This window comes from Marisediminitalea alba (genome assembly GCF_002993365.1).
Lineage (GTDB): Bacteria > Pseudomonadota > Gammaproteobacteria > Enterobacterales > Alteromonadaceae > Alteromonas > Alteromonas alba.
Map to the genome: position 1 here is coordinate 1 of NZ_PVNP01000014.1, position 12753 is coordinate 12753.

Annotated in this window: 13 protein-coding genes and 1 pseudogene; 8 read left to right on the top strand and 6 right to left on the bottom strand. The window is 39.8% G+C overall.

All coding sequences use genetic code 11. From position 1 onward, the window contains the following. Positions 1 to 211, top strand: a pseudogene (locus tag C6Y40_RS02370) (IS1595 family transposase); the annotation flags it as partial. 36 nt (positions 212 to 247) lie between these two features. Here the strand turns inward: C6Y40_RS02370 and C6Y40_RS02375 are convergent. Beyond that, entirely contained in the window at positions 248 to 2407 is a 2160-nt protein-coding gene (locus tag C6Y40_RS02375; protein WP_170308388.1) for a DEAD/DEAH box helicase, read from the bottom strand. 490 nt (positions 2408 to 2897) lie between these two features. Further along, entirely contained in the window at positions 2898 to 3923 is a 1026-nt protein-coding gene (locus C6Y40_RS02380) for a hypothetical protein (protein ID WP_105933168.1), read from the bottom strand. A 102-nt stretch (positions 3924 to 4025) separates the two neighbouring features. Here C6Y40_RS02380 and C6Y40_RS02385 point away from each other — a divergent pair, with 102 nt between their 5' ends. Continuing rightward, entirely contained in the window at positions 4026 to 4277 is a 252-nt protein-coding gene (locus tag C6Y40_RS02385; protein WP_105933169.1) for a helix-turn-helix transcriptional regulator, read from the top strand. Positions 4278 to 4448: 171 nt separating this feature from the next. On the opposite strand, the gene C6Y40_RS02390 is transcribed toward C6Y40_RS02385, so the two are convergent. Beyond that, positions 4449 to 4877, bottom strand: a complete 429-nt coding sequence (locus C6Y40_RS02390) for a replication/maintenance protein RepL (protein ID WP_170308389.1) — start codon at positions 4875 to 4877, stop codon at positions 4449 to 4451. Between the two features lie 411 nt (positions 4878 to 5288). On the opposite strand from C6Y40_RS02390, the gene C6Y40_RS02395 reads away from it, so the two are divergent. Genes C6Y40_RS02395 through C6Y40_RS02405 form a run of 3 tightly spaced genes read left to right on the top strand, consistent with a single transcriptional unit; the run spans position 5289 to position 7253 of the window. Further along, entirely contained in the window at positions 5289 to 6074 is a 786-nt protein-coding gene (locus C6Y40_RS02395) for a TIGR04255 family protein (protein ID WP_105933171.1), read from the top strand. Beyond that, complete coding sequence (locus tag C6Y40_RS02400; RefSeq protein WP_146129473.1) at positions 6043 to 6546, top strand: hypothetical protein; 504 nt, start codon at positions 6043 to 6045, stop codon at positions 6544 to 6546. The genes C6Y40_RS02395 and C6Y40_RS02400 overlap by 32 nt, the downstream gene beginning before the upstream one ends. Positions 6547 to 6554: 8 nt before the next feature. After that, positions 6555 to 7253, top strand: a complete 699-nt coding sequence (locus C6Y40_RS02405; RefSeq protein ID WP_105933173.1) for a hypothetical protein — start codon at positions 6555 to 6557, stop codon at positions 7251 to 7253. Here the strand turns inward: C6Y40_RS02405 and C6Y40_RS02410 are convergent. Genes C6Y40_RS02410 through dcm form a run of 3 tightly spaced genes read right to left on the bottom strand, consistent with a single transcriptional unit; the run spans position 7245 to position 10370 of the window. Continuing rightward, positions 7245 to 8549 (bottom strand): MvaI/BcnI family restriction endonuclease, encoded by a 1305-nt coding sequence (locus C6Y40_RS02410; protein ID WP_105933174.1) that lies wholly within the window; start codon positions 8547 to 8549, stop codon positions 7245 to 7247. The two genes, C6Y40_RS02405 and C6Y40_RS02410, sit on opposite strands and share 9 nt — an antisense overlap. 13 nt (positions 8550 to 8562) lie before the next feature. Beyond that, complete coding sequence (locus C6Y40_RS02415) at positions 8563 to 9033, bottom strand: very short patch repair endonuclease (RefSeq protein WP_105933175.1); 471 nt, start codon at positions 9031 to 9033, stop codon at positions 8563 to 8565. 2 nt (positions 9034 to 9035) lie between these two features. After that, a complete protein-coding gene (dcm, locus tag C6Y40_RS02420; protein ID WP_105933176.1) occupies positions 9036 to 10370 on the bottom strand; it encodes a DNA (cytosine-5-)-methyltransferase in 1335 nt (444 codons plus the stop codon). A 220-nt stretch (positions 10371 to 10590) separates the two neighbouring features. Between dcm and C6Y40_RS02425 the strand changes: the two genes are divergently transcribed. From C6Y40_RS02425 to C6Y40_RS02435, 3 genes are all read left to right on the top strand, one after another. After that, positions 10591 to 10995 carry a hypothetical protein gene (locus tag C6Y40_RS02425; RefSeq protein WP_105933177.1) on the top strand — a complete coding sequence of 135 codons (405 nt, stop codon included), beginning with the start codon at positions 10591 to 10593 and terminating at the stop codon, positions 10993 to 10995. Beyond that, positions 10992 to 11978: a plasmid recombination protein gene (locus tag C6Y40_RS02430; protein ID WP_105933178.1), complete on the top strand. Its 987-nt coding sequence runs from the start codon at positions 10992 to 10994 to the stop codon at positions 11976 to 11978. The genes C6Y40_RS02425 and C6Y40_RS02430 overlap by 4 nt, the downstream gene beginning before the upstream one ends. Before the next feature lie 245 nt (positions 11979 to 12223). Further along, on the top strand, positions 12224 to 12753 hold a 530-nt coding region (locus C6Y40_RS02435; protein WP_146129474.1), incomplete at its 3' end, for a helix-turn-helix domain-containing protein.

A 12753-nucleotide genomic window follows, 5' to 3' on the forward strand; every position in this document is an offset into this window, starting at 1 on the left:
GGCGGGAGGTGTTAAGGTGATAGATAAAGTCTTTCATATTCAGAATGTTAACGCCTATCACAGCCGTCTGAAAGCGTGGATGAAACGGTTTCACGGAGTAGCCACAAAATACTTGGAACACTACCTGGGTTGGTTCAGGTTTATGGATAATCCAGAAAACCTTAACGAAAACAGGCTCTTTTCGATTCAACAACAGTTAATCCGAACATAGCCTTTCGAATACTTCTCTGAAAGTCCCTTTCCAGCATTATAAATCACCTTTAAAGAAAGCTGCCTTTTCGTCCTCGCTTAAATTGAGCAAATCTAACTGTGAGCTAATCTCTTCTCTCAGTTGCTTAATATTTTTCTTTTTATCACTTAAATCACGCTGAATCGTTTCTATCGTATCTGGATCTGGTTGATAAAACTCCAAATTTGGAGACAGCTTTATAGCAGTATGCATTTCAGCGAAGAACGCATCTGCATTACTGCCCACTCCAGAAACTCTTAACCATGCCTTAGATCTCGTATAAGCTGTAAAAATTTTATTTCTGGCAAATCTACTTTTTCTATCATAGTAAAGAGCATCTACTCCGATAACAAAAACAGCAGGAGCTTCATTTCCTTTCGCTCTATGTATAGTGGATAAAGTAACCTTACCTTCTTCTAAATATCTTTTAGAGTTATACGGGTTCAATAAAACATTGTTAGAACGCAATCCTCTTTTGCTAAGCTCTAGAGTCAATATTTCAAAATATTCTCTAGCCCTTCTATCATCTAAGGATATAACTAGAATATCCTCAGCTTTAAGATGACCATTATTGCAAAAGTCTTCAATTTCAGACGCAATCCATTGAGATTCAGAAGTCATATCTCCCAACGATTTATACTTAATCAACTCTTCTTTAGTTTCATAATTCAGAATTGAGAGAGGACTATTTTTTTCCGGGCGTTCAATAACAACCTTTGCTCCGATTGAGAAATCGTCAGTTTTAGCTTCATATCCAAGATCTTGCCAGTGCTCCTTATCCTCTAATGACTGAACATGTTGACCATCTTTAGAATAGAGCCCAAAACCTAAGGCATGAGCTGTTATTAATATGTCTCTAGGGTTTCGGTAACATTTTTTAAGCACAATATCATTTTCAAGATAGCTTGGTAGATTCTGACTAGATCTATCTAGATCCACCAGGTCTGTTCCGTCAACATCTTGTCCAAAAAGCTCTTTCGGGGAACGAGTTTTCACCTTGAAAATATTTTGTAACTCATCATAACCCCAGATTATGTTTTTGAAATCTTTCTGCCCTAAAGTTAATTGATATATCAACCTAAAAAAATGAACCGGCATGTCTTGCGCTTCATCCATTAGGACATAGTGATATATAGGTCTTATTTTCTCTTGAGATAAGAGCGCATTTTTACATACATAGTCAAAGGGATTTGAACCTCGTGCTCGAGCCTCTGAAAACTTCATCGGCTGTATTCCGTTTGAGGTACATGCGGAAAAGTATACGCCATCAATACCGCTTCCCCCCCAAGCATGTTTGATGTGCAAGTTATCCCAATTCGGATCTACTTTTTTATAATGTCTGTAAAACTTGGTAATCAGATTCTTGACGTGGTCATACAAGCTCTTTGTGTAAAACGTAAACAATATTCTTTTATCTGGCTCAGTCAGATGCAGGTGTGCAGCTTTCATAGCCAAAACGACTGTTTTACCGGATCCAGCTAACCCTCTTATTCTTTGAGGCCCGTCAATAATACTTACAGCACTTGCTCTTTGCTCAAAGTCAAAATTCTTAATCTCTTCTTCGAGTGCTGCTAGGACATAAGATTTTGAACTGGTGTCAGACTGATCAATATCTCTTTTTGTGTAAGAAGAAAGAGCTTTAGTACCTTCAATAATTGAGCGACACTCATTGAACTCCAAATCATTCAATGCATTAAAACTTGCTTGCATATCAGCAAGCGTTTGCTCAATATCTTCAGCGCACGTAAGAATAACATCTCCGAATGTGTCATCTTCATCAAAGCCAAAAACTTCTAATGGAAGCCTTATTTCTTTAGTTCTTCGTTTCCCACTTCTGAGCACTCTACTTTCAAAGAGCTTAGTAAAGATGAGGCTGTGAATCTCATCCAGGTCAGCTTCTAGATCATCCGAATCCCCTTCGTTAACGATCTTAAGGGCCAGCATCCCATGGTTTTTACTCAGGAATAGAATTTCAGGACAAGGAGTGTATTCTTCATAGCCATGAAATTTAGGAAATCCGTAATACAGAACAGCATCCTCTTCACCCCAATTGAACCGTTTAGCGGCCTCAACGAAGAAGTCTATCACTTGCCTAGCTAAGTGGTTTCTCTCAAAAGTTTTTGAAGTTATAACCGTACGCATTAATTTTCTTCCTGAAATTTTTTTTCGATTATACATATTCAGATACATTAAATAACCGACCGCACGAATAAAATCTCGCGTAACTCAAAATCTGCTACACATTTGCTGCATATTTCAAAAAGGGAATTTAAAGAAGAATAGAATCGGGCTGCAGCCCTTTAAAAATGGCGCACCCGATAGGATTACTCGGCGCGTCCTGCGCCTCGCCCTACGGGCCGCGCTAAAGCGCGTTCAAAATTGCTCCCGGCAATTTTGTCGAACGAAGTTTCTCATCCACGGAATACTGCAGATACAAAAAAACCAGCACGAGGCTGGTTCTTTTGTATCTGGCGCACCCGATAGGATTCGAACCTATGACCTTTGCCTCCGGAGGGTCAGGGGCAAGCTGCGAAAAATGGAGGTTTATCTCTCTAAGCCCACAAAGGACGTGCTTATGAACCGATTGCAGCTAATTAGTTCTAATTCGTACTAACTAGATACGTGTCCCAATAATGTCCCAATTATTCACCGAAATCAACATATCCAATCAAGACTGTGGCTGTTCATCTGAGCTATGCATGCTTTGAGGAAACGAAAATAGAAGTGGGGTAGTTCTGAGCTTTGCAGATTGAAAGGCTTGTCTGATTTTAGGCCCATCAAATTTTGAATCTTTTTCGTATTTTTCGCCTCGCTGACGAGTAGCCTCACCATTACTACAAAGCCACAGATCTTCTTTCATCATATATTTTACATTCAGTATCTTAAGAAACTGATCCTCAAAGCACACCCTAGCGAGGAAGTGCTCTTCTCCAAGGTATTTCGCTCTTATAAATGCAAAGCCAACAGCAATAGGGGCCGCAATATGAATCGGTAAAATATTTGAATGCAGCAGCTTATCTGTATCAAGTGCATGTAAGTTAGCGGAAGATGGTCTTACATAGGCTGTACAACTGTCCCACTTGTTTTCCGGGAATAGGATATTAAATACCCTTCTTTGATTTTCGAGCAAAGAGAAAACACCTGAGAAAATGCTCGACATCATATATTCATTAAGGAGTCTTTGTATCTCCTTAAACTCTGGATGCTGCTCGTCTCCATGCGATTCTATCGCATCCAATAGTGACTGGTTAATAATCCAGACAGCCGAGGGTAGAGAGTAAGCTTCAAGAACTGAAAATAAATTTTGGGGCCCTTGGTCATGTGCTAGTTTACTACCCGGTATCAGGCGATCTATTCGTTTCTTCAGTGTGTCGGGTAGTGGCCGTAAACCACATTTAAAGTGACTAATGTATTCAGAAAATTCATATCCGAAATCTTGACCTCCATTCAGATTCAAAAGTCGGTCTGACATCGCTTGGTATGAGTATATATTCTCAGTTAATGGCTCCTCGGTGAGCTTTTCCAGCTTTACAATACGACTGAGCGATTTTTTGTAACCTCCCCCTGAATTTGCATTAAGCTTTAATTCATCCAGACAAGTTTTAATATCGTTTATCTCGTGGAAAATAAGCTTTTCTCTGACGAAGTAAAACCAGTATTGCGCTTTGAGTCGTGCGATAAACTTATCTAGCATAATTTTCCTTAATTAGCATGACAATCCTCGTGCTTTTTTGTCTCAGAAAAAAGCCTATCACTTTGATAAAATTTAAAAAAATAAAAGTACGGGGCTTAAATCATGGATGACGAATATCTCTTAACAACGAAAGAACTTGCTGCTTTACTTAGAACTACCACTGCTCACATTTACAACATTACCAGTAAAGATCCGACCGGTGATGCTCTTCCCCGACACATAAGATTCGGCAGAAAAAAATTGTGGGTAAAAAGCGAAGTATTGAGGTGGTTAAACGAGCGGTTACAAGCCAACAAAAATCGCAGCAAGGAAGCATCAGCAGTTTCTTCCGGCCCCAAACTAAACAAGCTTTAGCTGCTATAGTTGTGTCCTGCGAAACGTAGCCACATCATTCCACTTTTATAGTAGAAGCATGCCTCTCTTACAACACCAAAATCAAATAACCAACTGAAATATAAAGAAATTAAAACATTCGCTTTATATTGTATTCAAAGAGGGGCCGCCAAAGGCAACCCCAAGCACTAATCAATATCCGTAGAGACTTTGTCGAAATTTGTAGTTAACTTTCAGTTGCCCCCTGAAAGCAAACAACGGTGAGACGATAAACACCCCATCATCACTCCTGATCAAAATCCCATTCTTGATGAACGCGACAAGAGCAGACCTGAATGTGCTCATGCTCGTTCCCAGCTTTTTAGTGATTCTCTTTCGCGCAGCCGTCGAGAGATCAATCTCACACGAGTCCATTTCCATCAAACGTGTAATTTCGATAATAATTCGAATTTGAGTTCCACTCAGTCTATCCAGATGTTCGCTGTTTTTGAACAGCATCACGTACTCCGGAACCTTATCCTTTTTTTCTACTTTAATTTGCTTTTCTGTTTCTTTTGACGCTTCACCTGTTTTCATGTCGAACTCAGTTTTCGTGATTGTTGTTTCAGAAAAACGTGCCATTTTCATTCCTTAATTTAGTTAGACAATAACGCGGCTCCATGCCGACGAATCGTCATTATATCACTAAAAAATAAGGACTTTTCCCAGTTGACAATAATGCTTATTAATATAACCAAAGCCCCAAAAAACTCCATTGATTTACTTGAAAAAATATTTTTGAATTTTTTTTCAGGGTTAAGTACCAACCAAATATTTGTATAAAAAAAGAGCAAAGGTGGAAAGAAAGTTTGGATCAATAAATTTGTAATGAGCTACTCCCCAGCAGCTAAAAACGCTTCAACCTATTCCATACTAGGGCTTCTACATGCTTGTTATTACCAATTTAATAGTTCATCTAGTATACTTAGGCGTGTCGTGTGTTATTGTAAACTGTTATACGAATTGTGACGGTCCTCTACATGAGTTTGATTAATGCCATTTGAACCAGTTTCCAGAGTAAAATTTCGAAAGAACCCTTTGGTAGAGGTGGTGTGCCAGCTAGCTTTTTTTTCTACAGTGGATGAAATTGTTAACGGGCAGCACCTAATCAAGTTGCACGACTTGGTCAAGGAAGAGTTACCTTTATTTAAAAAGGCAAAAAGTGTAAGCCTTCACGTCAACGCTGATACACAAACTGTTTCAAACATAGAGAAACCTGTTTTTGAGTTTTCTTCGTTAGACGAGTCAATAAAAGTTGTTTTGGAACCTGACTCTCTATCTTGCGTAACTACCGCATACGAATCTAAAGAGAAGTTTTTTGGTACGCTTTTTAAAGTTTATGATGCTTTAGACAAGCTTGACCTGCTGGTTCCATATAAAAGAGTAGGTTTACGGTATAGGGATGTAATTCAAAGAAGTGCTCTTGGTGATGCTTACATAAACGCCGATTGGTCTAGACTTCTAAAAGAACCATTGGTTGCTATTCTTCAACAACAAGAATTAGTAAATAATCTTTTAGGTAGTCAATCAAATTTTACATTGGCATTGGAGAGTATTCACAAAAACGCAAAAATGAATGCAACATATGGAATTATCAATAGCAATCAAAATAATGAAAAATGTTTTTTGATAGATAGTGACTTTTATATAGAGGGAGTAATTAAGAATGATAGCGCAAGAAAGTTCTTGGATGACGCAAACATCAAGGCAAGAGACTTTTTCAGATGGTGTATTAAACCAGAACTATTTGACGCCCTTAACCCAGAGCCCCTCGAATAATACGCCGAGAACAGTAATTGTTGCAGGTTTAACTGCAGCATTCGTAATTGATGCTGTAGGTGCCGCTACAGAATGTGTAGCGTCTGAATTTTACTCTCACATCTATGAAAGCAAGTTTTCTACAATATCTGAGTCTAAAAAGGTGTTGGTAGATAATAGTGCTGCAAATAATCTACCATGGTTAAAGTCTTTTTACGAAACTTCACATGAAGCACATACTGCTAAAGAGATTTTACCGTTAATTTCAGGCTTAAAGAATCTGCTGGCTGATGGTAATTATCAAATAGCGAATGATGCCCTACTAGAAATGAATTTGAAGAAGCTTAGTCCGACAGCAATGGTTAGTTTTATTAGCGCAACCTATCCAGCAAAAAATAAACTGGAAGCTTGGCAAGTTAGTTTTTCAAAAGTTCGGAATGCGTTACTTAACCAAGGCTTAGACGCTGATTCTATCTTACATGGATTAAACTAATTCAGGTAATGAAGCTAAATATCTCTACAGAACATAGTTTTTCTGAAGTCGATGGTTTTGGAGTAGCACTTTCCCAGCCTGGCACCGAGCAAAACCATATTGCAATTCTGTTTAAATTTGATGATGAAAGCGATGAAGTAAAGCTTCTTCATGTAGGCGGCTATAAGACTTCCCTTCTAGACGAGCCCTCTTCAAACTATTTATGGGTTGATTTTGGTCCTGATTTCAATCCAATACGAAAACAAGTAATCTTAGCATCTTTGCAACAAATTGCTGAAGTTAATCAAGATACTCTTATCAGATACGGCTTGGATCACCGGGTCTATTGTTTTGACTCTGAAAGTGGAAAATTAAATGACAATTACGATTACTCGATTGGTTTTACGTGCGCCACTTTTGTAATTGAAGTTTTTTTATCGTTCGGAGTTCAATTAATTGACTGGGACACCTGGCCTCCTAGTAAAGAGCGTAATTTAGATTTTCAAAAAAAAGTACTAGGGTATTTAGCATCGCAACATGCACGGGCCCCTAGTTTAGTTACGCTTGAATACTTAGAATCACAACAAAAGAATGAAGGAAAAGCTCGATTCCTACCTCAGGAAGTTGCGGCAGCGACGCAAAGCATACAGCCATCTACCAAAGAAGAAGTCGAACCTTTAGCTAGTGATATACACAAGCAGTTAACTCAATTCACACAATCATTGTAAATCATCTATCGATAGGTCTACGACAATTTCATAAAGCGCTTCAATATCTTTCCATTTAATCCTGAACTGATTTCGTTTTTTGGGTTTCCATTTTCCATCAATGAATTTCATGTTGATGCCTGGATCATAATAAACAGCCTGGATGAAAAGTGAGTGAAGATAGTTTTTTATGCCAGCACCTTCAGCCAGTCTAACTGACGGTCCAAACTGGAAAAATATTCCGTTGTTATCATGTTTACTGTATGTGACAAAACACGTTCTTGAGTGCTTTTTCTTCCAGTGCTCAAGTATTTTACTAAATGTCCACCCAGCGGCCACATTTCCGCTTTCATCAACTAAAAGAAGCCCTCCGTCAGGATCGGTGATTTCCTGTCTATCAGGATCGTAACCTTCCATCATTAGTAACAACTTAGTGCGTTTATTCAACAAATTGTTTTTATGAATGCTGGCAAAATCCAGTCTGTCAGGCTTATTTGACCAGCCATAATTTCTCAGAAATTCTTCGAGGCTTTGGGTATAAAGGCCTAAATTGGGCTCAGGAGTCATAAGGGTTACCACACTCCCAGAGTGTGCTTTCAGCTCCCAGTCTTTAAAATCAGGCTCAGCTACACCGTTTGGTGAGATACCGAAAAGACTCTCCAGAGTAAATCCAGCACCGTTTTGGGCAACATATGGAATGATCTCGCCGTTTTTTATACGCTGAGATGGAACCATTCCCATCTCATATATGTTTTTCAGTTTATTTAACAGATCAGATTTCGTATCTACAGCATTGTCGTCTAAATCATAAAATACTGTTGCAATAGCCGGATACTCGTTAGCCTCCACCATTGCATTTACGGTCAACGAAACTTCTTCATCCCAGTGAGTAACGTAGCCAATCACCCGCTCGTCAGCTAAGCCCAAAAATAAAATTCGATGTTTATTCTGCCTTGCCTCTCGCTCTTCCTTGGTAGGTGCTTGCATTAATTTGCTTGGGGAAAATTTACATTTCTTTAGAAATCCACTGAAGCGAATTTCAGGGTATTTGGGGTATAGAATGAGCTGAGCCCCTGGTGCTTTCTCAATTTCACCATCGGGGGATAGCCAGTGAAAATCCAAAGGAGCTTTAAATATTGGACCTTTCTTGCTCATTCCAGCAGAGTAGATTTCACCCGATGGCAGCAGTTGGAGTGCGTCAAAACTCCCCCCGAAATACACTTGTTGCTTGGTATTATCGTTATTCGCCAGCGGCTTAAAGACTATTTGTTTAGCACCATGCCGCTTTAGTTCACTAGTTATTCTCTGAAGATCCATCTTTTAAGCTCCGTTACGGGGCTCGTTTAAGCCCATCAGCGTCCAGCACACAATTATCGCCGAGTTCCACCAGCCAACGTTCTATCAGCTGATATAGAACTGAATCTGGCAGTCTCCGCTTTCCGGTTTGCGAACACTCCCACACGACAAGTGTTTTCATGCCAAGTACATGAAGTTGTTCTATATTCCTTTTGTCTCGGAGAATCGTAGCAGATATTTTTTGTTCCCAAAACTTTTTGTTTGTACCCGGCCATTTAAACATGTGACAGTGATGACCATGCCAGAAGCAACCGTTCACTAAGATGCACGCTTTGTATTTTGGGAAATATATATCAGGCTTTGAGGGGAATTCTTTTGGGGAAATACGGTAACGAAAACCGTTTTTGTGAAGTAATTTTCTGATTTTGATTTCAGGTTTCGTGTCCACTCCCCTGATCGCCCGCATGTTTTTGCGGCGTATTTCAGGAGAGTGAACATCAGCCATTCTTAAGCTGCTATTTTTCTGCGTTTATCGGCGTCAATAGCTTTCAGGATATAAGGCTTCATAAGCTGTGCAACCGCCGCGAAGACCGGTACAACTACCGAGTTACCGAATTGCTTGTAGGCCTGAGTATCTGATACGGGAATCTTAAATTCATCATTTTTATCAGTAAACCCCATCAATCTTGCACACTCAAAGGGTGTCAGACGTCTCGGCCGGTTAACAAGGTTACTGGCATCATCAAATTCTTTATTAAAGTCCCAGCCGCGGTCGACGAGAATCTCAGAACCATCTTTGTAATACCTTGCCGAAAGTGTCCTGGCAATACTGGTTTCATTTACCAGGCCAAAGCCAAAGCCATTCCCCTTCGCTTTATGCTTTTGAGCATAATCGAACAAGTACCGCCATAGCTTTGGAGTCAGGATATACTTATCGTCTACATCGCGATCCAGAATATCCCCCATACTCGGCTTCCGCTCCGGGATAACTTTCTCAATATCTTTAAGTGTAAAGCCGTGGTGTATATCGAGATCTTTTTTGAAACCTACCAGAACGATCCTTTCTCTGTGCTGCGGAGTAAAGTGTTGCCCATCAATGATTTTAGGATCTTTTCCTTCAAATGAGCGGTCTGCTACTTCATAACCTAGTTCATCCAGTGTTTCCATGATGACCCTGAATGTCTTCCCCTTATCATGGGATTTAAGATTTTTCACATTCTCCAGCACAAATGCTTTAGGTTTGCGGGCTGCAATAATCCTGGCTACGTCAAAAAATAATGTTCCCTGAGTATTACACTCGAAACCATGCGCACGGCCCAGCGAATTCTTTTTGGATACGCCTGCAATGGAAAAAGGCTGACAGGGGAAGCCTGCGAGCAGTACGTCATGTGCAGGAATGTGACTTTTGATACTTTCATACGCTTCATCTTCCGTGACAGTCTCGTCATCAGACAATGTTATGCTGCGGATATCTTCGTTGAATTTATGCTCACTCGCATTACCAAAGTTTGCCTTGTAAGTTTTAACAGAATACTTGTTCCATTCACTTGTGAATACACACATTCCTCCCTGGGCTTCAAAACCTTTTCTGATACCGCCAATCCCTGCAAACAAGTCAATGAATCGAAAATCACAATTTTCTTCAGTAATCGTAGGTTGAGGAATCAGCTTAAATAAAGCCTCGTATTCTGCGTGAGTTAGAGAAGGTTCAGCTTTGCCTTTCATCCATCGATTGATCGTTTCCCTGCACAGCGAACTGCCAACCTCTTCATTCAGATAATTCGCCAAAAACTTTTGATCATAGATATCTAAAAGTGTTGTCAATAGCTCTCTTTCTTCCATTATTACTGCACCTAATAAGGGGACTTATGTGTGACTTAATGTCACACATAAGTCCCTTAAAGTCAATAAACAACTGATCTTATGATCAGTAAAAAAATTACACCATTCTCATAATAAACAATTTTATTGTTTTATTTCAGAAACTTAAAAAATATCTCTCAAGTCCGAAAAATCGCAAAAAATCAGATACTATCTTTAAAACAGGAACGGGGAAAATCACATGCCAGACAAGCCAACTTATTCCGATGAAGATAATTTTTTAAATTTGATGACAAGCTCACTTAAGGGTCTTTATGTAAGTACAAAATGTAAGACTTCATCAAAAGCCACTGCGCTGACAGACAAAAAAAGAACGTTCGCGGATGAAGCAAAGCTGCTACTAATTATTATTTCTGGCAAAGATCGAAGCTACCTGCTGTGGAAGCCCAAAGTTTGGACTGACTGGGAGTACCAAGAGGGTGTTATTAGAGAATTTTTCGCAGATGACAACGATGCGATTACGAAAGTTGTAAAACTGGTCAAAAAACACAGGCTAGCCTGTGTATGTGGTGACTCTATCTTACCTGAAGTTCCATGTCTTTCGCCGCATTGCAAACATGCATTGGATATTTGGAGACAAAAATGAATACCACTCAATATGTTTCTGTGCGTTGCGGTTATTACAAGCGCGAGGCCGCTACAGCAGTCCTCGATCATGCACATCACAAGCGCAATGGCTTCACGCACTCACAAAATGTGAAAACTGAGTTTAGCAAAGATAATGTCGGCTACTATTTTCACGGCGCAAACTCATGTGCAGAAGCTCTGGAATTGCTATGCCGCCAGCACAAAGAAGTGATGGGCAAAAAAGTCAGGGCAGATAACAATTTATTGTTCGAACATATCATCTGCTTCAGCGAAACCCGGTACAAAGAGCTCGAGTCAAAGTTCTCTCCTGAGCGAGTTAAAAGAGCAGTAATTTCAAAACTAAAAGACTATGCAAACGCCATTAAAGCTGAGTTTGGGTTCGAGCCTCTAGGGATTGATTTTCATCTTGATGAAGGCAGGTACGAAACTAGGCCTGGATCAAAGTCAAAAACGTTTATCCGCAATATTCATGCACACGTTCAGTTTATGAATTTTGATTTTTCGACGGATAAGTTAATTGCACCTCTTCGTCATTTAATGAAAAAAGGCAAAGATAAAAGCGGGAAAACTCTTAAACTGAATCCAAATTTTGAGAAAATTCAAAGCATCGCTTTTGAACTTTTTAAAAAGTGGGGCTTCGCCAGAGGAGTATCAAAAATTATTACCGGCGCGGAGCATTTAAAGAAAGAAGAGTATGTGCAGCAAAGATTAGCGGTAGCAAGAAGGCAGGCAGTATTAATTAAAGAGAAAAGTGAAAAGTTGAGTACTCAAGTAAGTAAAAAACGCCTGGAACTTGAAGAAGTTACGGGGCGCCTAAATAGCCTTACTTCACAAATGCGCAAACTACAAGAGCAAGTTGCAGAATTCACTTCACTAAAAATCGAACTCAGCGAAGCAATTCAGCAGCAATCAGAGCTGGCTATACAGAGAATTCGTAATAAACTGAAAAGCCTTACAAAAGGTCCAAGCTTACATAGGTGAGCACAGAAGATAGGTGGGCAAAAGGCTTTAGTGAGTTAAAGCCTTTGTTATTTCAAGCAAAGCCTGACCTTTCTGCAAACTATCAACGATTCTTACAAAGTTGGAAGATGATCCTGAATTTGCATTTAGGTTAGGGTACACTGAATTAGTTCCGACCAGATCTGACACATCGACTTGAAATGATGAGAGTTACCCGGTTTGATAAAGGTGTCGAATCTTTATTAAACAAACCAAAGGTAACTCTCATGTTGCATACTAACAATCCAATCATTAAACACAAAGCAGGTTTACTCAATCTAGCCGAGGAACTCGGTAATGTATCTAAAGCCTGCAAAATCATGGGTGTATCACGAGATACGTTTTACCGGTATCAGGAACTGGTTAAAGAAGGTGGTGTTGATTCGCTAATTAGTCAGTCCAGACGCACTCCTAACCTTAAGAATCGCGTGGATGAACAAACGGAACAATCCGTTATTAAATACGCAGTAGAGTTTCCTGCACACGGCCAAGCCAGAACCAGCAATGAACTTCGTAAGCAAGGTGTATTCGTGTCTGGTAGTGGTGTTCGATCCATCTGGCTCCGGCATAACCTGGAGAACTTCAAAAAGCGTTTAGCTGCCTTGGAAGACAAGGTTGAAAAGGAAGGCATCATTCTTAGCGAAGACCAAGTTGCTGCGCTGGAAAAGAAAAAACAGGACGATGAAGCCTGCGGTGAAATTGAAACGCATCACCCTGGCTATTTAGGCTCTCAGGACACGTTCTATGTAGGTAACTT